19 protein-coding genes and 1 tRNA gene are annotated in these 22,783 nt (G+C 38.1%); 17 read left to right on the top strand and 3 right to left on the bottom strand.

Annotated features, from left to right (window positions below; genetic code table 11):
* Positions 1-44 precede the first annotated feature (44 nt).
* The 3 genes from Aru01_RS08145 (at position 45) to Aru01_RS08135 (ending at position 3,044) form a co-directional block, all read left to right on the top strand.
* Complete coding sequence (locus tag Aru01_RS08145) at positions 45-977, top strand: LysR family transcriptional regulator (protein WP_016655573.1); 933 nt, start codon at positions 45-47, stop codon at positions 975-977.
* A gap of 208 nt (positions 978-1,185) precedes the next feature.
* Positions 1,186-1,527 carry a Grx4 family monothiol glutaredoxin gene (gene grxD, locus Aru01_RS08140; RefSeq protein ID WP_016655574.1) on the top strand — a complete coding sequence of 114 codons (342 nt, stop codon included), beginning with the start codon at positions 1,186-1,188 and terminating at the stop codon, positions 1,525-1,527.
* A 281-nt stretch (positions 1,528-1,808) separates the two neighbouring features.
* Positions 1,809-3,044, top strand: coding sequence for a threonine ammonia-lyase (locus Aru01_RS08135; RefSeq protein WP_016655575.1), 1,236 nt, complete (start codon positions 1,809-1,811; stop codon positions 3,042-3,044).
* A gap of 82 nt (positions 3,045-3,126) precedes the next feature.
* On the opposite strand, the gene Aru01_RS08130 is transcribed toward Aru01_RS08135, so the two are convergent.
* Positions 3,127-5,856 carry an ATP-binding protein gene (locus tag Aru01_RS08130; protein ID WP_016655576.1) on the bottom strand — a complete coding sequence of 910 codons (2,730 nt, stop codon included), beginning with the start codon at positions 5,854-5,856 and terminating at the stop codon, positions 3,127-3,129.
* Between the two features lie 191 nt (positions 5,857-6,047).
* Between Aru01_RS08130 and Aru01_RS08125 the strand changes: the two genes are divergently transcribed.
* The 4 genes from Aru01_RS08125 to rpmE all read left to right on the top strand — a co-directional run bounded on the left by Aru01_RS08125 (position 6,048) and on the right by rpmE (position 10,230).
* Positions 6,048-8,195 (top strand): AmpG family muropeptide MFS transporter, encoded by a 2,148-nt coding sequence (locus Aru01_RS08125; RefSeq protein ID WP_016655577.1) that lies wholly within the window; start codon positions 6,048-6,050, stop codon positions 8,193-8,195.
* 36 nt (positions 8,196-8,231) lie between these two features.
* Positions 8,232-8,633 carry a lactoylglutathione lyase gene (gene gloA, locus Aru01_RS08120; protein WP_016655578.1) on the top strand — a complete coding sequence of 134 codons (402 nt, stop codon included), beginning with the start codon at positions 8,232-8,234 and terminating at the stop codon, positions 8,631-8,633.
* Positions 8,634-8,794: 161 nt separating this feature from the next.
* Positions 8,795-9,772 (top strand): bile acid:sodium symporter family protein, encoded by a 978-nt coding sequence (locus Aru01_RS08115; RefSeq protein WP_162183606.1) that lies wholly within the window; start codon positions 8,795-8,797, stop codon positions 9,770-9,772.
* 230 nt (positions 9,773-10,002) lie between these two features.
* Entirely contained in the window at positions 10,003-10,230 is a 228-nt protein-coding gene (gene rpmE / locus Aru01_RS08110) for a 50S ribosomal protein L31 (RefSeq protein ID WP_016655580.1), read from the top strand.
* Positions 10,231-10,293: 63 nt separating this feature from the next.
* Here rpmE and Aru01_RS08105 read toward each other — a convergent pair whose 3' ends face one another.
* Together Aru01_RS08105 and epmB are read right to left on the bottom strand one after the other, a co-directional pair.
* A complete protein-coding gene (locus tag Aru01_RS08105; RefSeq protein WP_016655581.1) occupies positions 10,294-12,018 on the bottom strand; it encodes a cyclic-di-GMP receptor FimW-related protein in 1,725 nt (574 codons plus the stop codon).
* 3 nt (positions 12,019-12,021) lie between these two features.
* Positions 12,022-13,038 (bottom strand): EF-P beta-lysylation protein EpmB, encoded by a 1,017-nt coding sequence (gene epmB, locus Aru01_RS08100; RefSeq protein ID WP_016655582.1) that lies wholly within the window; start codon positions 13,036-13,038, stop codon positions 12,022-12,024.
* Between the two features lie 385 nt (positions 13,039-13,423).
* Between epmB and efp the strand changes: the two genes are divergently transcribed.
* The 10 genes from efp to Aru01_RS18855 all read left to right on the top strand — a co-directional run bounded on the left by efp (position 13,424) and on the right by Aru01_RS18855 (position 22,655).
* Complete coding sequence (gene efp / locus Aru01_RS08095) at positions 13,424-13,993, top strand: elongation factor P (protein ID WP_016655583.1); 570 nt, start codon at positions 13,424-13,426, stop codon at positions 13,991-13,993.
* A 194-nt stretch (positions 13,994-14,187) separates the two neighbouring features.
* Entirely contained in the window at positions 14,188-16,296 is a 2,109-nt protein-coding gene (locus Aru01_RS08090; protein WP_016655584.1) for a carbon starvation CstA family protein, read from the top strand.
* 10 nt (positions 16,297-16,306) lie between these two features.
* Positions 16,307-16,609: a YbdD/YjiX family protein gene (locus Aru01_RS08085; RefSeq protein WP_016655585.1), complete on the top strand. Its 303-nt coding sequence runs from the start codon at positions 16,307-16,309 to the stop codon at positions 16,607-16,609.
* A gap of 463 nt (positions 16,610-17,072) precedes the next feature.
* Positions 17,073-18,347, top strand: a complete 1,275-nt coding sequence (locus Aru01_RS08080) for an MBL fold metallo-hydrolase (RefSeq protein WP_040331145.1) — start codon at positions 17,073-17,075, stop codon at positions 18,345-18,347.
* A 420-nt stretch (positions 18,348-18,767) separates the two neighbouring features.
* Complete coding sequence (locus tag Aru01_RS08075; protein ID WP_016655587.1) at positions 18,768-19,922, top strand: porin; 1,155 nt, start codon at positions 18,768-18,770, stop codon at positions 19,920-19,922.
* A gap of 417 nt (positions 19,923-20,339) precedes the next feature.
* Positions 20,340-20,528 carry a hypothetical protein gene (locus tag Aru01_RS08070; RefSeq protein WP_016655588.1) on the top strand — a complete coding sequence of 63 codons (189 nt, stop codon included), beginning with the start codon at positions 20,340-20,342 and terminating at the stop codon, positions 20,526-20,528.
* 152 nt (positions 20,529-20,680) lie between these two features.
* On the top strand, positions 20,681-21,442 hold the full coding sequence (locus tag Aru01_RS08065) for an N-acetylmuramoyl-L-alanine amidase (protein WP_016655589.1): 762 nt from the start codon (positions 20,681-20,683) through the stop codon (positions 21,440-21,442).
* 112 nt (positions 21,443-21,554) lie between these two features.
* Positions 21,555-21,631: transfer RNA gene (locus Aru01_RS08060), tRNA-Met, on the top strand.
* 133 nt (positions 21,632-21,764) lie between these two features.
* On the top strand, positions 21,765-21,974 hold the full coding sequence (locus Aru01_RS08055; RefSeq protein ID WP_016655590.1) for a cold-shock protein: 210 nt from the start codon (positions 21,765-21,767) through the stop codon (positions 21,972-21,974).
* Between the two features lie 453 nt (positions 21,975-22,427).
* Entirely contained in the window at positions 22,428-22,655 is a 228-nt protein-coding gene (locus Aru01_RS18855; protein ID WP_081407227.1) for an RHS repeat-associated core domain-containing protein, read from the top strand.
* Positions 22,656-22,783 lie beyond the last annotated feature (128 nt).

The raw sequence follows: 22,783 nt of genomic DNA, 5'->3' as shown, positions 1-22,783 counted from the left end.
TTCTGTGAATGTGTTAACCATTTCATGGTTTTAGAGGGAAATTTATGTTAGATCAACTTCGGGCAATGGGTGTTTTCGCTTGTGTAGTTGAAAAGAGTTCTTTCAGTGGGGCTGCCCGTGAACTCGGAATCACGACAAGTGCTGTTAGTCAGCAGGTGCGTTCTTTAGAGAATGAGATGGAAGTTACACTTCTTCATCGTTCTACCCGCAGACTCAGCTTGACTGAAGTCGGACAGGCTTTTTTTCATAGCTGTCAGGAAATGCTCGCCGCAGCAGAACGTGGAAAAATCCGTATTAATGAATTGCGAGATGATTTAGTCGGTGATTTGCGTATTTCAACCACACCAGAACTTGGTGCAACTCATGTTGTACCTGCTTTATCGCATTGGATATCAGCGCATCGTGGTTTGAATGTTTTTTTTGAAACAGACAATAAATGTGTTGATATCGTTCAAGAAAAGATCGATATTGCGATTCGAATGCAAGCTAAACTTGAGGAATCAAGTATTTTAGCTCCAACGGTACTGGCTCGTGTAGATCAGGTTTTAGTGGCTTCACCAAGTTATCTAAATCAATCAATGCCTATTTCACGACCTGAAGATCTTTTGAATCATGAGTTAATTCCGATTAACAGCATGAAAGATTATCCGCACTTGTCATTTGAACACGGTGTAACTAAAGAAGCGATTACGCTTGATATGAAACATCGCTTAGAAACAAATAATGTTTTTGTTGCCAAGTCGTTATGCCAAAAAGGCCACGGTATTGCTCGATTACTATATTTAGATGTACAAAAAGATTTAATCAACGGTTCTTTGGTAGAGGTATTACCAGCTTGGAAATTGCCAACTTTTTTATTGACTGCAACGACCTTAAAAAGAGAATTACAACCGATGAAAACTCAACGTTGTCTTGAAGCGTTGAAGCAATATTTTAGCCAGCTTCCAGGTGGACGTGTTTACCAAGAAGCCTCTTAAAAAGCCCAAGATTTTCTAAAGAAGTCGCATCATGCGGCTTCTTTTAGTTGGTTGGATCACATTTTTTAAAATAACTGTTAAATTAACAAAGATTACAATGTGCAGCTATTGCTTGCACTACAATTAATTCGATTGAAAAGCTTGATTAAGGATACTGTTTTGCTCTGTTTTGGGTATAATGCGGCAGAGAATAGTTGAGGATTTATCAATGACTGAACAAGCACGAGATACAGAAGCGTTAATCCGCGATCAAATTGCTAAGCATGCAGTATTGCTTTATATGAAAGGCACGCCACAATTTCCACAATGTGGATTTTCAGCACGCGCTGTAGAAGCATTAAGTCAAATTGGACGTCCTTTTGCTTATGTGAATATTTTAGAAAACCAAGATATTCGCGCGACTTTGCCACAAATTGCCAACTGGCCAACATTCCCACAACTTTGGATCAATGGTGAATTGATCGGTGGTAGCGATATTATGCTAGAAATGTTCCAAAATGGTGAGCTAAAAACTTTAGTTGAGCAATATAGCGCTGTACCTGAAGCTTAATCCTATAAGCTCATGCATGTGTAACACATGCATATAGGTTGCATGTGTAACACATGCATATAGGTTGCATGTAGAACAAGAGAGACGATCAGTATAGATGGTCTCTTTTTTTGTGCTGATTTTATTTAGGGTTTAAAATTGCGGGAAATATAAACATTTAATTCATGCTGATGAAAAAATAATGCAGTCTAATAAAAAAATCATGCACACTATAAAACTTAAAATAGTTTTTTATGACTGTATAACGCAGTCACTCATACGCAGAATAGGAATAAATTAAAATGTCACAGCCTATAGTTCCTGCAGTATTACCTCAATTTAATGATATTCAGGCAGCAGTAGAGCGTATACAAGGTTTAGTCATAGAAACCCCTTGCTTATGTTCTGAAACCATTTCACGTAAGTTTTCAGCCAAAATTTGGTTGAAGTTTGAAAATTTACAATTTACTGCATCATTTAAAGAGCGTGGTGCCTTAAATAAGCTATTGAATTTGAATGATCAAGAAAAACAAACTGGTGTGATTGCCGCTTCAGCAGGGAATCACGCGCAAGGCGTCGCTTATCATGCACAGCGTTTAGGTATCGCCGCAACGATTGTCATGCCAGAAAATACACCTGTAGTGAAAATTAGCCGAGTAAAAGAATATGGTGCTGAGGTTGTGCTTTATGGTAAAGACTTTGCAGCTGCTGCGGCGCAAATGCAGGCTTTATCTATCACACGCAATTTAACCATTATTCATCCTTTTGATGATGCAGATGTGATTGCTGGGCAAGGCAGTGTGGCTGTAGAGATGTTAAAAGCTGTACCAGACTTAGATGTGTTGTTAGTTCCTATTGGTGGCGGTGGTTTAATTTCAGGTATGGCGATTGCGGCTAAAACGATTAAACCATCGATTCAGGTGATCGGCGTACAGTCTGCGGTCTATCCGGACATGGCAAAGTTGTTTTATCAACAAGATTATCCAAATTCAATGGGGTCAACTGTTGCTGAAGGGATTGCCGTTAGTCATCCAGGACAACTGACTCGTCAGGTGGTGAAGCGATATGTCGATGATATTATTGTTGTCAATGAAGATATGATCGAAGAGGCTATCGCAATGTTATTAAACATTGAGAAGACTGTTTGTGAAGGTGCAGGAGCGACAGCAATGGCCGCAGTGATGTCTGATCCTAAACGATTTGCGGCTAAAAATGTTGGGATCGTATTGTCTGGAGGCAATATCGATACGCGTGTAATGATCTCTGTTTTACAACGTCATTTAACTCGAGTTGGTCGGATGGTGCGGATTCGGGTTGATTTATCTGACCATCCTGGTGCATTAGCACGTTTAACTGCGATTATTGCAGAGCAGGGGGGCAATATTTATGAGCTGCGACATGAACGTTTTGCGGCGACCAGTCGTGCTAAAAATAGTGCAGTGAGTATAGATATTGAACTGAAGATCGCGACGGATTTATTGCCTTTGATTGCTGCGATTGAAAAAGAAGATTATGTTGCGCGTATTGAAGAGATTTAAGCGCTCTAAAGCATAGTCACGTTCTATGATAAAAAGCCCCCTGATTGCACTCGGCAGTAGGGGGCTTGAGTTTAAACGGTACTTAGTTTGATTTTCTCAGACGGCATTTTAACTTAGTATGAGATTTTTGACTTTTTTCTACAGCTTGCACGGGGCTATCTGTAGCTTCTTCTGTGGTTGAGTCAGTTGAAGCTGATTCAACTTTTTTGACTTTCGCAGCAGCTTTTTCTTTTGCTTCGGTTTTGTCTTTCGCCTCTGCTTTCTTTTTGGCTTTTTTCTTGGCTTTCTTTTTCGGTTTTTCTTCCTCTAAGATTTCACCGTCTTCGATCGCTTGCCAATACTCTAATTGTTCCATAACAGCAGCATAAATCGAGCCTTTACAATATCGGCCTTTTTTATTGAGGCGACCTACAGGTCTTGCCATTAAGATTTCCAGAGCTTGATCAATCGTATCAATCGCATGGATATGGAACTGACCTTGTTCAACGGCTTCAACCACGTCATGACGTAACATCAGGTGTTGCATGTTTTGACGTGGAATGATCACCCCTTGTTTTTGAGTTAAGCCTTGTAATTTACAAGCATCAAAGAAGCCTTCAATTTTAGCGTTTACACCACCAATCGGCTGTACTTGTCCTAATTGGTTCATTGAGCCTGTAATCGCCCAAGACTGATCAATAGGGAGTTGGCTGATTGCTGAAATAAGTGCAGATAATTCAGCAACTGTCGCACTGTCACCATCTACCTGACCATAGCTTTGTTCAAATGCTAGCGCAGCAGAGAAGTGTAATATTTGTTCACGGCCAAAATGTGCTTTTAAGAAGCTAGACATTAATAGCACGCCTTTAGCATGAAGAGAGCCACCAAGCTCTACACTACGTTCGATATCTAAGATATCACCGCCACCTTGATAAACAGAGGCAGTTAACCGTGAAGGAAGGCCAAACTCAACATCTGCATAGTGAATTACAGAGAGGGCATTGATTTGTCCAAGGCGATGACCACGTGTTTCGATCAACTGAGTGCCGCGTGAGAGATCTTGCCAGTACAGTTCACGTAAATAGCCTAATCGATATTGGCGATGTTTAAGAGCAGTATTGATATGTTCTGCAGAGACAAATTTTTCATTTTTCTGTGCTGCATGATAATGCGATTCACGGATCAAATCACCTAAAGTCAGAGCGTGTAAAGACAAAGAACTTTGATCTTCGGCCTGACGACTTGAGTCGGTGAGTAGTGCCGCAAGTGCAGAACGATCAAATGGAAGCAACTTATCTTGTTGTACATAATCGGCAATTAACTGCATATATGCTTGTTCATTGTCATGATTACGTTGCAAGGTATCGGTAAAGTCAGCACGAATTTTAAAGACACTGCCAAGTTCTGGTTCTACCTCTAAAATTTCATAATAAATATCAGGCTCAGCCAACAATACAACTTTTAAGTCCAGTGCAATAGCGGCAGGCTCAATAGAAATACTTCCGGTCAGCGTCAACATATGCTCAAGTGAGGAGAGCTTCAGTTGTCCTGATTTTAGTGCACGTTTTAGACCTTGCCATGCATAAGGTTGTTCAAGGAGTTGTTCGGCCTCTAAAATGAGGAAACCACCATTGGCACGGTGAAGTGAGCCGGGACGAATTAAAGTGAAATCAGTAGTAATCGTACCATTTTGAGTTAGCTGTTCAACATGACCAAGCAAGTTGTAATGTGTTGGGAAGTCTTCAAAAATAACTGGTGCACCACTTTGAGCTTTATGGCTGACCACGACGTTGGCTTGATAACGTGAGGGAACACGGTTAAATGCTGTAGGTGAAAATTCAACTTCTTCTTGTTCAAGAATCATTTCCACATTGTCGATCATATCGCTTGCGTAGGCTTTGAGGTATTGCTCTAGTCCTTTCACATTTTCGAACTTGTTGAGTAATGATTCGATTTTAGGCATGATCACTTGTTTTGCAATGTCTCTATTTAATTCAGAGACTTGGTCACGAGCATCTTCTTCAATATCACCTAAATGGATACTTAAGCGTTGCAACTTTTTATCCATATAACGGATTTTAGTTGCGATCTCTGCACGTTCCTTAGTGTCGAGTGCATTGATTTCTTCTTGGGTCATCTCTTGTAACTGATCATCAATGATGTGGGTCGGCACAAAACAATGATCATCGTGGCGATTAATCAGTTTAAGATCTAACTCTTCACCTTCTTTGGTGAGTTCAACTAAAGCCTGTTGTTGTTCATTACTGGTCATTAGACGAATACGTTCTAGGCGATTGTGATAGTTTTCAGCGCTAAAACGACGTTCTAATTGTTTAATAATGTTTTGCCAATTTTGGTGAAGGATACTGGCAAATTTACCGCCCATACCCGCATCAAAACGAAGTGCAATTGGTTGACGTGTGGTTTTAAAGTTATTGACATAAACCCAATCATTTGGCGTCGGCATACTTTTGGCATGTTGCTGAAGTAAGCGCTTGATCATGGTACGTTTACCTAGACCTGCAGTACCAACCGCAAAAATGTTATAGCCAGAGTAGGGTAAGGCAATACCAGCCTCTACCGAAGCGCGTGCACGATCTTGACCTAAAAAGTTATTTAAAGGCTTTAGACTGCGCGTTGAACTGGGGATAGATTTTAGATCAGGGGTGTGTGCCAACTGAGCTGCTTGCAGTCGGGTTTGCGTCAGTGTTGCCTGAATTGATACTTGTTCAAATACAGATGGAATTTTTTGTTCAATAGTTTCTGTCGTTATTGTAGTCGGTTGCGCGATTGTACAAGTATTACTGCTAATTTGATCGTGTCTTTGGGCCACTGCGGAAATCCAAAACTATGTAAATGTGGAAAACTCAAGGGTATACAGATTTAGTCTAGAAATACAAGTATAAGGGAATAAATATCATGATTTGTGTATCAATAAGCTGAATCGACGCATAAAAACATTGAAACCAAGCGCATTAAACGGTTGAATAGCACTGTTTAAATTATATAGAAAATAACAACGCGATGAATACGCAAACTTCTGGATTCAAATCTGCGATTAGCGCATTTTTCGATCGGCGTGCCCTAATCATGTTATTTTTAGGGTTCTCTTCTGGTATCCCTATTTTTTTAATATTTGCGACTTTGTCTTTTTGGTTAAGTGAGGCAGGGATTGCGCGCAGCACGATTACGATGTTTTCGTGGGCAGCTTTGGCTTATGCGTTTAAATTTATCTGGGCGCCATTGATTGATAAATTACCACTTCCTTGGTTGACCAAAAAAATGGGTCGACGTCGTAGTTGGTTGTTGCTATCACAGATTTTAGTGATTACTGCCATTTGTTCTATGGCCTTTATTAACCCTTTACCACATTTGCATAATCTGTGGTCAATTTCCAATTTGACCTTAATGGCGATGGCCGCAGTATTTTTAGGTTTTTCATCTGCAACTCAAGATATCATTGTTGATGCTTATCGTATTGAACTTACCCAAGATGCTAACCTACAAACAGTTTTAGCCTCTACCTATAATGCGGGTTATCGTTCAGCAACGATTATTACCCAACTTGGAGGGTTACTCTTTGCTGCCTCGCTAGGTACAGCAATGGGGAACTATATTTATGAGGCATGGAAAGCAACATATTTACTGATGGCATGTTTGATGCTAGTTGGTGTGGTCACAACATTATTAATTCATGAGCCGCAGGTTGAGCGTCCTAAAAACAATTATCAGACGCGTGATTACTTACAGCTCTTTGTCGTCTTTGTTGTATCTACCGCAGTATTTGTTGCGGCATTCATTCAATTAGGCCCACTGTTTAATTTATTACAAGTCAGTGATGCGATTTTAAGCTTCCTATTAGAAGCTTTGCGTTTTATCAGTAGTGCAGCAGCGGCGATTTTCGCAGTTTTGCTGTTGATCAAACTTAAGATTTTTAACCGAGATATTATCGTCGATACTTGGGTTGCACCCTTGGCTGACTTTTTCAAGCGTTATGGTTTGAAAGTTGCGCTGGCGATTTTACTACTTATTGGTTTTTATCGAATTTCAGATATTGTCGCTGGTGTAATGGCCAATTTGTTTTACTTGGATCTGAATTTCGATAAAGAAGAAATTGCTTGGTTTAACAAACTATTTGCTGTGCTGTTTGTCATTTTAGGTGGTTTTATTGGTGGTGTCTTATCACAGCGCTATAACATCATGAAAATGATGCTCTTGGGTGCGGTCTTGGCCAGTAGTACCAACTTAATATTCGTTGGCTTAGTCAAGTCAGGCGCAAGCATGAATGATGTACAGGTCAATGTTGGAGCGCAGCAGTACACAGTTCGTCCTGATGAAGTTGGTAACTGGACTTTAGATGTACCGAAAAAAGTTTTTGCCCAAGCTGAACAAATTCGCGTGAGTAGTCAACCTGAAAAATATGCACAAGATCTAATATTAAACGTTCCAGTAAATCGTTTTCAAAGTACAGACCCTGCTCAGTTATACGTACAAGCGATTGGTGGCAATAATCATCTCTACCAAGATCAGCTGAAAAAAGATGTTATCGTGCATGGTAGTTTGGCCAATATTCCTGCTGAAGCAACTGCAACTGAAGTTAAAATTAAGTTAAGTAATGCAGCCCCTATCGTTGCAAAACTTGAAGATAATAGTTGGAGTGCAGTGATTGCTGGTAGCCAGCTTGCTAAACAAAACCATTTAGATATTGAAGCAAGCTATAAAGTGGCTAATCAACAGCATGTTTTACAGCGCAGTCAGTCTTATGTGACTGATTTGAAACAGATACAACCCAAATATCGTTTAACCATGGCAGACGTTACTGCAGTGAATTATAACGAGCAAGGCGATGTCAGCTTAAAAGGTAAGGTGGTCGTGCCTTATAGTAAAGTTTGGCTCGTGATGGGTATTATCTTTGATAATATGGCATCTGGATTAGCTGGTGCGGTATTTATTGCATTTCTATCGAGCTTAACGAGTGTTTCATTTACTGCAATGCAATATGCATTGTTTAGTTCTTTGATGCTGTTATTACCGAAAACTATTGCAGGTTATTCTGGTACGATCGTGACCAATTTTGGCTATTCAAAATTCTTCTTTATTACCTTCTTAATGGGTATTCCGATTTTGTTTCTGGTCACTTGGGTTGCACGTTTGTTGGCTAATCGCGAATAAACACAATGAGTTAAATTTGTTTTGGAGGATATGACCATGCGTATGTTACATACCATGTTACGTGTAGGCAATTTAGAACAGTCAATCAAGTTCTATACTGAAGTTTTAGGTATGACTTTACTACGCAAACGCGACTATCCTGAAGGTCGCTTTACTTTGGCTTTTGTCGGTTATGGTGATGAAGAAAATCATACCGTACTGGAGTTAACCCATAACTGGGATACCAGCAGCTATGACTTAGGCAATGCCTATGGTCATATCGCTTTGGGTGTGGCAGATGCCTATGCCGCGTGTGAACAAATTAAAACCCTAGGCGGTAAAGTGGTTCGTGAAGCAGGGCCGATGAAAGGTGGTGTTACGGTAATCGCTTTTGTTGAAGACCCAGATGGCTATAAAATTGAGTTAATTCAACAAGATGATAATGCTCGTAATAACTAGGTGTAGTAAATAAATAGCGAATATTTATTTAGAAACATAGCATTATGATCAAAGCTTAATTAAGCTCAGTAAAGTTGATCTTTATAACAGGTCAAATTTACTGAGCTTTTTAGTAGAAAAAACACAATTAACGCAGTGCCGCAGATACAGGAAGTGAGGAAATTCGGATGTTAAAATTACTTGCACTTGACCGTTTTACAATTTCATTATTTGTAATGGTCATCCTTGCAACATTCATCCCCGTACATGGACAGGCAGCCAGTATTTTTTCTAGTGTGACGAATATTGCAATTGCCATTTTATTTTTCCTTCATGGGGCAAAACTATCTCGTGAAGCGATTATTGAAGGCGTGTTACATTGGAAATTACATGGGGTCGTTTTCGCGATTACTTTTGCAGTATTTCCAATATTGGGATTGTTGAGTAAACCCATTGTTGAGCCTTTACTGGGTGAGCAATTGTATTGGGGTTTTCTGTTTATGTGCTTCTTGCCTTCTACAGTACAGTCCTCAATTGCATTTACCTCAGTTGCAAAGGGAAATGTTGCAGCAGCAGTTTGTAGTGCATCATTTTCAAACCTTGTAGGGATGTTTATCACTCCAGTACTGGTGAGTCTGTTTATTTTTGGACAGTCACAACATGATTATGATCCGACTTCATCGATTATTGAAATCGGCTTGTTATTACTGGTGCCATTTATTATGGGACAGCTATTACGTCCTTATATGTTCCCATTGATGCAAAAAGTACCTGGTATAGTCAAAGCATTTGATCAGGGAACAATTTTGTTGGTGGTCTATGGTGCATTTAGCAGTGCAGTTGTTGCTGGTTTATGGCATCAAGTGAGTGGTTTGACGTTATTATATTTAACGCTGATCTGTTCGGTTTTATTAACTGCAATTATGTTGTTGTCTTTGTACATTCCGAAATGGTGTGGTTTTAATCGTGAAGATCAGATCGCAGTATTCTTCTGTGGTTCGAAAAAGACTTTAGCCAGTGGCGTACCGATGGCTCAGATTTTATTTGCAGGTCAGCCATTGGGCATGATTGTATTGCCAATTATGATCTTTCATCAAATCCAGCTCATGGTTTGTGGTGTTCTTGCAAATCATTGGTCAAAACAGCAAGAACAGCAGTAAAGTCAGCTGATTGAATTCAATGCAGTCAGTTAAAAACACTCGCAAGTGCGGTATCTTTGGCGTATAATTGCCGCACTTGTTGTGCTTAGCCCTGACTAAAGTGTCTCGGTGGGCCAAAAGAAATGGTCTGTTGTGGTGTTGATCTGTTTGTTTTACAAACCATTTCCTCGTTTACGAGAGTGATCAATTGCGATGACAGCAAAACCTTTCTTCATTAGGAGTAATCGGACATGCGCGCTGATATTCACCCAAAATACGAAAACCTTGTTGCTACATGTTCTTGCGGTAACGTAATCGAAACTCGTTCTGCACTTGGTAAAGAAACAATTTACCTTGACGTATGTTCAGCTTGCCACCCATTCTATACTGGTAAACAAAAGAATGTGGACACTGGCGGCCGTATCGACAAGTTCAAACAACGTTTTGCGGGTATGTCACGTTCAATCAAACGTGGTTAATTCGCACAGCTAAAGAAAAAACGGGCATTTGCCCGTTTTTTTTGTTTTATTTTTAAGCTTTGCTTACAGTTGAGCCATGAGGCGGTCCAGTAATTCACGTAAAGTTGGAAGCTGGCGAATATTTTGCGTCTGGATTTCAAACTGAATAAAACTTTGTGTGACCATTAAGGTTTTCTTACGCAGTAATTGTATTTTAAAATCATGTAATTCTAGATGGAAAGAATCTATCTTATTTAATGCATTGATGTTGGGCAACACAATGGAGAGCTGAATTCTACCAGTATAAGTATGCGCAAAGAGTAGGCCAGCGATAGGCTCATGTTCAGAATTTTGTTTTGATAGATGTACATTACATGGAAAGACGTGATCTGATAAAACCTCTAAACCAATAGCAAAATGATTTTGATAAGACTTTTTCATCCAACGAATAACACCAACCTTCCAGTTGATATCATTTTTTTCACGTAAAATAATTAACTCACTACTTTGTAAGTTTTGAGGTAAGGCAGAATCCCATTGGATACGATACCCATGCGAGCTCATATCAAGTACTTGAGCGGTATAAATTTGCTTTAATTCTTTGGTGAGCTGTGGATGATCTGGAAATTGAATATCTAGATTGGGATCATGAGAAACGAGGTACAAGTTGCAAATAAATGGCTGTGCTTGATGCTCATCTAAATCTGCCGTGTGGTAGTTCGGATAACTAAGTAAAAAATGTGCAACCTCAAGACCTAAACTAATTTCAAGTTGAGCTGAGTGTTGATAGCGTTGATAACGACGTTCAATACTGGTCGTCCCCAAAACATTTTGAATATGAAATTTTAATGATGTAGTTAGATATGTACTTTCCTTGTCGGATAAATTTTTAGCATTATTTTGAATCGTATTATTAATATGTTCGAGTAAATTATGTGTCGATAGATAATGGTCTGCTAAAAAGAACTGCTGTTGTTTATGATTAAAAATAGGGGGTAAGTCTTGCTGACTGTCAATCATATATCGTGAAGTTGGATGACTACGATGACTGAGTTCTATCAGGTGAATCCATTCTGTACCACATTCATAAAGTGCTTGAATTTCATTTGGGCGAATCTGATAGGTATAACAAATATCTAGGAGTAGAACTTGAATATAACATTCTTGAATATTACTAAATGGATATCGACTGCCTTGGATACGATTGACATTAATTAAGTGTTCATTGTTTTTAAAAGCGTATTGGTAGATCTCATGGGTATAACGCCATTGATTGGGAAGTACATCGATATAATTGATTTGTTGTTGTACCAATAAAAAACCAATATGTTGCATTGCATAATAGCAAGATAAGATTCGATTGACTTTTAGATTATGTTTTTCATTATGGCGCCAAAATTGCCAAGTACATTGTTTTGATTTATCACATCGAAAAGCAATATCGATATACAGTTGAATCAAACTCAAACGCATTTGGATATCGAGATCAACCAATTGATATTGACGTTCAGCATGCTGTGAGTTTGCTGTAATAAAGTTTTTTTCAATATTGGCTAAGACATGCTCTATAAAAGGGTGTAGCTCTTGAAGCATGTCGAAACGTTCAGTTTCATTACAGTTGAGACTGGATAATTCATGCAGTGCTGTAAAGATGGCTGCACTACGATCACCTAAAGCACGAGGGGATAATGTGGTTGTCCATAAGCGAAAAGCCTCTACATTACTTTCACAAAAACTTAACTCCTTACGCGTGAGTGGAGTAGGAATATGAAAGCTCTGAAAATGCTTATTGCTTATGCCAAAATTCATAGGTTAATCACTTTTTAAGCCATAAAGTGGCGTTTTATTTGGTTCACCTGCTATTTCCCGAACGAGTTTAGGTACTAGATAACCGGGTAAGCTGGCTAATAATTGTTGATATAATACATCTACAGTAGCAGCAGGTAGATCAAAATGTTGAGCACCTTTAACTTTATCGAGTACATGTAGATAATAAGGCATCACATTGGCACTAAACAGACGTTGGCTCAGTTGCACTAAGCTTTGCACATTATCATTTACACCTTTGAGTAATACGGCTTGATTGAGTAAGAAAATACCTTGCTGAGCCACACGCAATAATTGTGAGCAAGTAAAATCATCAAGTTCAGCAGCATGATTACTATGTACAACCAATACCACTTTAAATCTACGTCCTTTAAATAAGGCTAAAAACTCATCGTTAATTCGCTCAGGAATTACAATAGGTACTCGTGAGTGAATACGCAAGGTATTAATTTGCTCTAGAGACTCTAATCGATCCAACCATAAAGACAGTTTTCTGTCAGAGAGTGTAAGTGGATCACCACCACTTAAAATGACTTCATTGATCGCTGGATGTTCTAGTAAATAGTCGCGAATATTTGGCCAATCTTCATTTTTAGGTAAATTTTCTTGATAAGGAAAATGTCTACGAAAACAGTAACGACAATGTACAGCACATGCACCTGTTAAGGTTAATAGAAAGCGTGAACTATACTTATGTAATACGCCAGCCAATTGATTGGCAGCCTCTTCACCAAGTGGGTCTGTGACAAAGTCAGGGTGTTCTTCAAGTTCTAAATGGTGGGGGAGGACTTGTAGAAGTAGAGGATCTAAAGGATTGGCTAACTGCATTTTTTCTACAAAAGCGCGGGGTACACGTAGCTTAAACTGCTGACTGGCCAAAAGGGCGCCAGAAAGTAATTGATCGGGTTGCAGTGCGAGCTGCTCAAGTAATTCAGCCGGCTCAGTGATGAGATCACTCAGTTGAGATTGCCAATTTTTTTGTTGAAGTAAATAAGTCGTCATACCACAGTTATAAGGTGTTTCAATATCCTTCGAATTATAGACAATTCATCAAATAATTGCTGCATCAATAGTATCGGCTTGTGGTGTTATTGAGGTGATTGTGGAAACTTTATTGAATGGGGGGGCAATCGATATTGGTGTAAATGAGGGTTCGATGGTAGATTTACATTCAAAAATATCTAGAATAATAAGAAAAAATCAGCCACAGACTCAGGGCTTAGTCATTTTAACATTGCTTCATGATACGCTGCTCATTTAGAATACGCTATATCTTGTAGTGTCAGCCGTGTACTGATACGCATGCTGCTTGCTTTGACTGCAGTTTGACAGTGATGCAATGCGCGAGATTTATCAAATTATTTAGTAAGTTTGGAGCGTGCCTTTCATGGCCAATTATTCTACAAATGACTTTAAGCAAGGCTTAAAGGTAATGCTTGATGGCAATCCATATTCAATCATGGAAAACGAATACGTAAAACCAGGTAAAGGTCAGGCCTTCAACCGCGTTAAATTACGTAACCTTCGTTCAGGTAAAGTACTTGAAAAAACTTTTAAATCTGGTGAACAACTAGAGGGTGCGGACATCGTAGAAGTAGAAATGAACTACTTGTACAACGACGGTGAACTTTGGAACTTCATGGATCCAGTATCTTTTGAACAAATTGGTGCAGACAAAGTTGCAATGGGCGATGCTGCAAAATGGTTAAAAGACGACTCGAATGAGCTTTGCACCATTATGTTATTTAATGGTGTACCTTTAACAGTAAGCGCGCCTAACTTCGTTGTTTTAAAAGTTGTTGAAACAGATCCAGGCGTACGTGGCGATACTTCAGGCGGTGGCGGTAAACCTGCTAAGCTTGAAACGGGTGCTGTAGTACGTGTTCCTCTTTTTGTTCAACAAGAAGAAAGTGTACGTGTAGATACTCGTACTGGTGATTACTTAGAACGTGCATAATGCTTGAGTTCTTGAAGTAATAAAAAAGGGTGATGAAATATCACCCTTTTTTTTGGTGAGTATTTTTTTATGCATATATTTTAAGCTAAAAAAGGGTTTTAATAGGACTAAAATAGAATTTACCCTATTTCAAAATTTTAAATAATGAATTAAATCCAATGAAGCTGCACTCCTAGGAGAGATGTGAGGTATAAATGGAAAATATACAAAACAAAATGACGTTGTTCAGTAAGATGATGTGGGTTGTGGTTGCCATTATTGGTGCAGTATCTTTTGGCATACTTGCAGTCAGTCGTGGTGAGCACGTAAATGCTGTCTGGTTAGTACTTGCAGCAGTCTGTGTTTATAGTATTGCTTATCGCTTTTATAGTTTATTTATTGCAAATAAAGTCTTTGGACTAGATTCAAGACGGCTTACACCAGCTCATCGACTTGCTGATGGCTTAGACTACGTACCCACCAATAAACATGTGCTCTTTGGGCATCATTTTGCTGCGATTGCGGGTGCTGGGCCTTTAGTTGGTCCTATTCTCGCTGCGCAAATGGGTTATCTACCTGGAACCCTATGGTTACTTATTGGTGTGGTTGTCGCTGGTGCGGTACAAGATTTCTTGGTGTTATTTATTTCAACACGCCGTGATGGCCGTTCATTAGGAGAAATGGCCAAACAGGAACTGGGTTCCTTTGCGGGTGTGATTGTTATGCTTGGTGCATTGGGGGTGATGGTCATTATTTTGGCTGTACTTGCACTTGTCGTAGTTAAAGCATTAACACATAGCCCTTGGGGTGTTTTCAGTATTGCAGCGACAATTCCTATTGCCATTTTTATGGGGGTATATATGCGATATATACGCCCAGGAAAAATTGCTGAAGTCTCCATCATTGGTTTTGTTTTAATGATGTTGGCAATTGTTTATGGTGGAGATGTTGCTCAACATCCTTATTGGGGGCCCGTTTTTGATTTAAGTGGAACTCAATTGACATGGGCCTTAGTGATTTATGGTTTTGTCGCTTCAGTGCTCCCTGTATGGTTATTGTTGGCACCGCGTGATTATCTTTCTACATTCTTAAAGATTGGAGTTATTGCAGGTTTAGCAGTAGGAATATTATTTGCTATGCCAATGTTAAAAATGCCAGCAGTTACACCATTTATAGATGGTACTGGTCCAGTCTTTGCCGGAAGCTTATTTCCTTTCTTATTTATTACCATTGCCTGTGGTGCAATTTCAGGTTTCCATGCGTTAGTCTCTTCAGGAACTACACCCAAACTTGTCGATAACGAAGTGAATATTCGTATGATTGGCTATGGCGGTATGTTGATGGAGTCTTTTGTAGCAATTATGGCCATGATCTGTGCAACAGTATTGGAACCTGGCATATATTTTGCGATTAATGCGCCAGCAGCAGTATTGGGTACAGATGTGCAGTCTGCTGCTGAAGCAGTGAGAAATCTAGGCTTTGTGATTACACCCGAGGCTCTAACTGTACTGGCCAATGAAGTCGGTGAAAGCTCGATTCTATCTCGTACAGGTGGCGCACCGACTTTCGCTATTGGTATGGCACATATTATTAGTGAAATCTTTAATAATCGTTCAATGATGGCTTTTTGGTATCACTTCGCGATTTTATTTGAAGCACTATTTATTTTAACTGCTGTAGATGCTGGTACACGTGCATGCCGTTTTATGGTGCAAGATACCGTAGGTATCGTGATTCCTGCGGTAAAAAATTCAAGTTCATTTATTGGGAATATGCTGGGGACTTTGGTTGCGGTTTCAGCATGGGGTTATTTTGTTTACCAAGGCGTAGTTGATCCACTGGGCGGGATTAATAGCTTGTGGCCATTGTTTGGTATTGGAAACCAGATATTAGCAGCGATGGCGTTAATATTAGGTACAGTGATCTTATTTAAAATGAAGAAAGAAAAGTATGTATGGGTAACTGTTGTCCCAACGATTTTCTTATTTATTACTTCAATGACAGCAGGTTGGCAAAAGATTTTCCATGAAAATCCAAAAATAGGTTTCTTGGCTCAGGCTAACCGTTTCTCAGATGCGATTGCTCGAGGTGAAATTTTAAAACCAGCGAAAAGTTTTGCAGAGATGCAAAGTATTGTATTGTCGAATCAGATTAATGCCGTATTGTGCGCTTTCTTCATGATCGTTGCGATCGTGATGTTATTTGCATCGATTACTGTAGTACGCCGAGCTTTGGCAAGCAAAACACCAACAGTCAATGAAGCAGAAGCCATTTATCGTGATGAAGATGACAGTACTGCCGATGCAGCACGCGTTCTTAAATAAGGAGAGCAAGATGCGATTAAAACTTCCAGGACAGCGTCATTCAGTCATTATTAAGATGATTAAGATGACTGTAATGTCTCAGAAAAGTGTAATCTTGTCACCGCAGAACTGGTCAAAGATTGCAACACTGTGGCAGCGACTACAGCAGAGCTTCCGTTTGATGGTTGGCGTGCCTGATTATCAAACATACCTTCGGCATATGCAAAAACATCATCCTGATCTAGAGGCAATGGATGCTAAAACTTTTTATCGTCACTGCGTAGATGCACGTTATCCATCTGCAGGTGGTGGTATGAAAAAATGCCCTTGTTAATTTAGACAAGCTGATAGCTCTAAAATGGCTGATTTTAATCAGCCATTTTTTATTCGCCCATGCGCTACATATAAAATATTTTAAATATAGGTGTAAAAAAGTGATTAAACCTAGAGTGTTAATCATTATAAATTTGGAGCAATATTGAGTCCTGATGATTAAAAGAAAATAAATAGAACAGTTAGTTACTATTGTTAGGATCATATTCAAAAAAACATTGCTTCTTTACTGAAGAATGAGAAAAATGCCCAAAAATGAATGTTAATATTTTTATTAATATAGTTTGGTTGGGGGAATCTCGATACACAAGATCTAATTTTGAAGAAGTAAAGAAGTAATTTTTAGTTCAATCTGAAATATTCTATATTCTGACAAATGTTCATTTGAAAATATCCTCATGGAAGAAATTGCGCAAAAATATTTTGCTGTGATTCTAGGGATTGTTTTAATAAAGGAAAATCATGTGAAAAAATTAAAAAGATATTTATGTTGCGCCATTTCAATTTGTTTGATTGCTCAATTTGCCTTTGCAGGAAATGAGCATAGTACAAGCAGTATTGCTAATCAGCAGTCCAATAGTATAGAAAGTCCAATCCCCCAATACCTACAAAGGCAACCTAAACGAGTTAGAGCCATGCCTCCACCACGTGATGGTATGCACCTTGTTATGCTGGGGACAAGGGCAGGCCCTTTCCCGAGTTTGAGGGCTGCAACGTCAACAGCCTTAGTTGTGGATGGTCAAGTGTATGTGGTTGATGCGGGGTCTGGTTTGGTCCAGCGTTTTTATGAAAGCGGATTGAATTTTGGTGATGTACGTGGAATTTTTATTACTCATCTACATTCTGATCATGTCGATGACTTATATCCGTTTGTGAATACAAACTTTCCGAACTGGAAATATGGAAAGCAGAAAATTGCACTTATTGGACCAGATCGTGCCGATTCAAATGGCAAGTTAGGGAGCGATGCTGGATTTGGACATTTACCCAATACTCAATTAATTCACCCAGAAGATCCCACACCAGGTATCAAAGAATTAATGCAGCATCATTTTGCTGCGAATGCCTATGATATGAATAATGCAATACATACGGTACGCCGTTCTGATGATCATCCAAGAGATTTAACAGGAACAAATGGTCCTGGGATGCTAAACATTATGGCTTTATCTGCGCCCAAAAGTGCGAGTCCTAGCAACATGTCACCTAAAATGAATCCAATACCAGTCTATCAGGATGATTATGTAAAAGTGACTGCTGTTTTGGCGCAACACCCGATGGTTTATCCGGCTTGGTCTTATCGGTTTGATACGAAATACGGATCTGTCACATTTAGTGGGGATACAGCACCCAATAATAATTTACTTCGTTTAGGTCATAACACTGATATTTTGATTAATGAAGTGATGGATGTAAAAGCCGCTTTAGCTGTGTTTGCAGGAACAGCGATAGAGAAAACAATGACGACACAAATTTTAGATGGCCATACTGCAATAACTTCGGGTATAGATCCTCGTAATCATCAGAACACTTTAGGTGTTGGTGCTTTTGCTGCGAAAATGGGAGCGAAGGGGTTAGTACTTCATCATATTTGGCCTGATAATGAAAAAATTACAAGTGACTATTTGCAGACAACAGCAGGACGTGAGTTTAAAGGCCCTGTACATGCGAGTGAAGATCTTGATGTGATAAATGTATCTGAGTTTATCAAGGATAAATCAAATAATCATAAAAAATAGAGTTTATTCAAGATGTTAATATAAAAAACCGAGATGTATCATCATCTCGGTTTTTTATATTTAACTGTTTGAGTTGAAAAGTATAATTCATCAAATGGAGCCATATTTATTTTTAATATAGAATTCTAATTTTGATTGAAAATTTAATATTAGATTCTAATTGTATCGAATACAGCTTTAATTATCGAATAATTAGTTAAAAACACTATGATAAAATTTTAAATATTAAAAAGCGGGAGTGTTAATGAATATTTTTAAATGAAAACTATCATGATTATTTTGAGTCATTAGATTATTTTTAAAATTTAATTATATTTTTATATTATATTGAATTTTATAAATCATGGAAATTTATCATAAACGTTATAAGACTTAGAAAGGATTATCTAAGGCTTAAATCTTAAATACATGGATGTCAAAATGTTAAAAAAAACATTAGTAATCGGGTTTTTTACGATTTTAACTTTAAAAACCACATCAGTATATGCTGAAGTTGTACTTCTACAACAAGACAAAATTTTTTCTGATCAAGATAGTCTAACACTTAAAACTCATGGAAGTATGAGATTACAAGCTTTAAATTTTGATCAGTATAATTCAAGTAATGAGAGTCAAAAATATCGTAGAGATGGTTATAGTGCTGGAAGTCGTATGTATTTTAATCTCAATTATAAATTGAATGAAAATACACAATTAATAGCAGAATATCAAAATTATTTTAATTTACCTAAAATTTTTGATTGGGAAGGTCACTATGCTAAGAGTGATGAGAATTTTACAACAATTCAGGCTTATGCGGGTATTGAGAACAGTCAATATGGAACTCTAAAGTTTGGCAAAATGTATAGCATATACCATGATGTTGTTGGAGCAAAAACAGATCTCTGGGATTACGATATGTTAGGTCAAGTATCGACTTGGAGCCCATTTTCATTTTTTGATGGCACTTTGCTCTCAAGTAGAACTTTACGTTATGAAAAGAAAAATAAGTATGTTGATTTTTATGCAGCATATTTGTTTGGAGATGAAACATCGAAAAATAATTTGCAATATAAGTTGAAATCAGGTGAGGAGTTAGCAGCCGATATTCATTTAAGTAAAAACTTATCTTTAGGTGTTTCTTATAAACATAATGATGTGAGTTTATTTGATTCAAACAATCGTCATGATCTTTCTCAAGAGGCAATTGCTACGGCCTTATATTATTTTAATGGAGAGTGGATGTGGGGATTAGGGGCGGGATGGTATAAAAATCTTGTACCTAATAATTCAGCTCTACAGCAGCCAACTCCAGATAGCTTAAAACTTTATTTGGACACAGAGGCGTATGGCCTTGAATACTATCTTGGATATAAGTTTAAAATTCATAATCATGCTATTCAATCCGTGCAGCCATATGTAATGGGTGATTATATTAAATATACTCAAGGTGATGATTTCTCAAGGAAAGACTACGGTGTAGGTGTGGCATTTCGTTTTGACTATGGTATGGGTTTTGATTATGAACGGTTGTATACCAGTGACAACAAGGGAACACCTAATTTGCACCTATTTAGGCTCAGATACCAATGGTAGTTGCTAATATTCAATATTAAGTTGAATAGTTTTAGTTTTAAAATCTCATTAGAGTTGTTATCAAAGGTCATTCTCTTGTGAGCTTGACCTTTTAAAAAATTGTTAAACCGTGCAATCACACTCTCTATCAGTTTAATCTAAAATCAGGAAAGTCGTATGGTTCAGCAACAGATAGATGAGGTGCTTGAAATAGCGATATAGGTTCTAAAACTAAAAATAGTTATAGACCTATATGGGGGGCTTCAACTATTTAAATTAAGCCCAGCCATGAAGTCTAGGACGTGTCGATCTGGGGGTTTTCTAACTTCGTGAGCAGAGCTTTGTGGAAAGTGATTGCTTGTCTGTAAACGTTATGGCAGAGTAAATGAGCTTATCGTAATTCACTTGAACCCCATTTTAAGTTATTTGCAAACTAATATGACTGAACCTGACCTTGATTTGACTGAAGAATTGAATCAGCCTGAAAAGAAAGAATCTTTTACAGCAGAAGTGCTTTCAGATGCGACGGGCAGGCTTATTCTTGATACACTGATCGAATCAGGCAGCCAAGTGATAGAGGCTGGCAGAGAAATTGTTTCAAGTATTGTGGATAACATAGATATTTAATTTCTTAAAATAATTTATTAGCTCGCATGAATGTGAGCATTTTTTGTAGTTGAAAAAAGTAGTCGCCGAAAAACAATTATTCAAATCACTCAATCATCATTCGCTGCTTTACAAAGCCGATGAATGATTAACTAAAATAAGAAGGAAAAATTATGTTTAATATAGATTATAACTCTTATCGTTCCATCAAAGGATTTAACTATCGGCAACGGTTTTTAGTGTTGCACTATACTGCAGTTGATTTTGCAACATCAATCAATCTGTTAAGTGGTAATGGTAATGTAAGTGCTCACTATCTCATTCCAGATCCAACAGATGAAACCTATAAGTCAGCAGGTTTTAAAGAGCTTCGAATTTTTAATCTTGTCGATGAGCAAGCTCGAGCATGGCATGCTGGTACGAGTAATTGGGCAGGGCGAAGTAATTTAAATGATACTTCTATTGGTATTGAAATCGTGAATAAAGCGAATGAGACAACATATCCACCCTTCAATGCCGAACAGATTAATGCTGTAAAACAATTAGCACTCAATATTCTTCAGCGTTATCCCGATATAACTCCAACTCAGGTCATTGGACATTCTGATATCGCAGTAGGTCGTAAATTTGATCCTGGCGTAGCCTTTCCTTGGCAAGAGTTATACGACGCAGGGATAGGCGCTTGGTATGATGAAGGTGCGAAAAAAAAGTTTGTAAATAGTTTCACACAGTTAGGTCTTCCAACAAATGCTGAAATTACCAATAAATTATCTCATTATGGGTACGATGTTTCAGAAGCAAGTTCAATGGCTGGCTTTACAAAACTGATTAGGGCATTTCAGTACCATTTTAGGGCATCAAAATATGATGGAGTCGCTGATATCGAAACAGCTGCGATTATCTATGCTTTAGTGGAAAAATACTTTTCTACTTGATCAGGTTCAACCTAAATCATGTTAGAAGGACGATCTTTAAGCGAGTTTTTGCATTTAATTAAAATAAACATTGTTTTTATGTCAAATTACACGTATAAAGTCATTTCGTTGATGCGGGATGGAGCAGTCTGGTAGCTCGTCGGGCTCATAACCCGAAGGTCGTTGGTTCAAATCCAGCTCCCGCTACCAACGGAAAGATTTGAAGTTAACAGCCTAGTTTACTCCATGTATTCTAGGTTTTTTTATTTAGTTAGATTTTATAATTATTAATATAGTTTCTATTTTTTAGTTATTATCATTATTAATTTTTTGAGAAGTTTATATGTCAGATATTAGCACTGGTACAGTTAAGTGGTTTAATGAAACTAAAGGTTTTGGTTTTATTGCAACTGATGAAGGCCAAGACGTTTTTGCACATTATAGTGAAATTCAAACAAGTGGTTTCAAGGTTCTTCTTGAAGGCCAACGTGTTCAATTCACAATTACTGCTGGAAAAAAAGGTGCGCAAGCTAGCGGCATCACAATTATCTAAGCAATTGCTTAGATATAAACAAAGAGCTCATCGAAAGATGGGCTTTTTTGTTGCGGGTAGCTTTAGCTGGCTTGGCGACTCAATTTTGGTATATTGATCATGACCAAATTGAATCAAAATGATGAGAGATCATATACTCATGTTAAGTGAATAAATTAAAGGTTGAAGTGAAAGCAAAGTTACACTGACTGAACAACAATGATCTGAACCATTGTTAAATGTATAGTGAAAAAATAATATGTTTAATCCCATTAATTACGTCATTATAGGGTGACTAAAACTATATATCATGGTTGGGATAGTGATACTTTAGCTTATGAAAGCACCTCTTTACACACCAAATATGATCTGTATGAGCCGAATAGTTTTGAGCCTCTAGTATAAACGGGGTATAGCGGCTTCATTGAACTATTTGATACTCTTTACTATTATCAGTATCAAACATAAGCTTATATACAAGATCAAATCCATTCTGAAAAACACATACTTGTTATAAACGCATGGAAATCGAAAGGGCGGTATTTAGCTAAAGAAACAGGCCTATACTATAATCGCTATCGTTATTATGAACCGCATATTGCATGGGATATCGGCAAAGACTGGATTGGTTTAGATGGTGGGATGAATACTTCAGCTCATGTGAGTAATCCGAATGCTTGGGTCGATCCAATGAGGTTATGAAGCCGTAGACAAAGCTATAGTTCTGCTTTTCACCCATATTCAAGATATAGCCTTGTATTTCCAAGTACACCGAATATTAATGCAAAGACACTTTTAAGTTTTAATAGTTTATATAATCACGGCCGAGT

Origin of the sequence: Acinetobacter rudis (genome assembly GCF_000829675.1) — a bacterium.
GTDB lineage: Bacteria > Pseudomonadota > Gammaproteobacteria > Pseudomonadales > Moraxellaceae > Acinetobacter > Acinetobacter rudis.
This window is presented reverse-complemented; position numbering and strand designations above follow the sequence as displayed.

Coding starts and splice junctions, on each gene's coding strand:
- Aru01_RS08070 (WP_016655588.1), top strand. CDS start 20,340: ATGACTGAACCTGACCTTGATTTGACTGAAGAATTGAATCAGCCTGAA.
- Aru01_RS08145 (WP_016655573.1), top strand. CDS start 45: ATGTTAGATCAACTTCGGGCAATGGGTGTTTTCGCTTGTGTAGTTGAA.
- Aru01_RS08090 (WP_016655584.1), top strand. CDS start 14,188: ATGGAAAATATACAAAACAAAATGACGTTGTTCAGTAAGATGATGTGG.
- Aru01_RS08135 (WP_016655575.1), top strand. CDS start 1,809: ATGTCACAGCCTATAGTTCCTGCAGTATTACCTCAATTTAATGATATT.
- Aru01_RS08055 (WP_016655590.1), top strand. CDS start 21,765: ATGTCAGATATTAGCACTGGTACAGTTAAGTGGTTTAATGAAACTAAA.
- Aru01_RS08075 (WP_016655587.1), top strand. CDS start 18,768: ATGTTAAAAAAAACATTAGTAATCGGGTTTTTTACGATTTTAACTTTA.
- Aru01_RS08065 (WP_016655589.1), top strand. CDS start 20,681: ATGTTTAATATAGATTATAACTCTTATCGTTCCATCAAAGGATTTAAC.
- epmB (WP_016655582.1), bottom strand. CDS start 13,038: ATGACGACTTATTTACTTCAACAAAAAAATTGGCAATCTCAACTGAGT.
- Aru01_RS08085 (WP_016655585.1), top strand. CDS start 16,307: ATGCGATTAAAACTTCCAGGACAGCGTCATTCAGTCATTATTAAGATG.
- gloA (WP_016655578.1), top strand. CDS start 8,232: ATGCGTATGTTACATACCATGTTACGTGTAGGCAATTTAGAACAGTCA.
- rpmE (WP_016655580.1), top strand. CDS start 10,003: ATGCGCGCTGATATTCACCCAAAATACGAAAACCTTGTTGCTACATGT.
- Aru01_RS08105 (WP_016655581.1), bottom strand. CDS start 12,018: ATGAATTTTGGCATAAGCAATAAGCATTTTCAGAGCTTTCATATTCCT.
- efp (WP_016655583.1), top strand. CDS start 13,424: ATGGCCAATTATTCTACAAATGACTTTAAGCAAGGCTTAAAGGTAATG.
- grxD (WP_016655574.1), top strand. CDS start 1,186: ATGACTGAACAAGCACGAGATACAGAAGCGTTAATCCGCGATCAAATT.
- Aru01_RS08125 (WP_016655577.1), top strand. CDS start 6,048: ATGAATACGCAAACTTCTGGATTCAAATCTGCGATTAGCGCATTTTTC.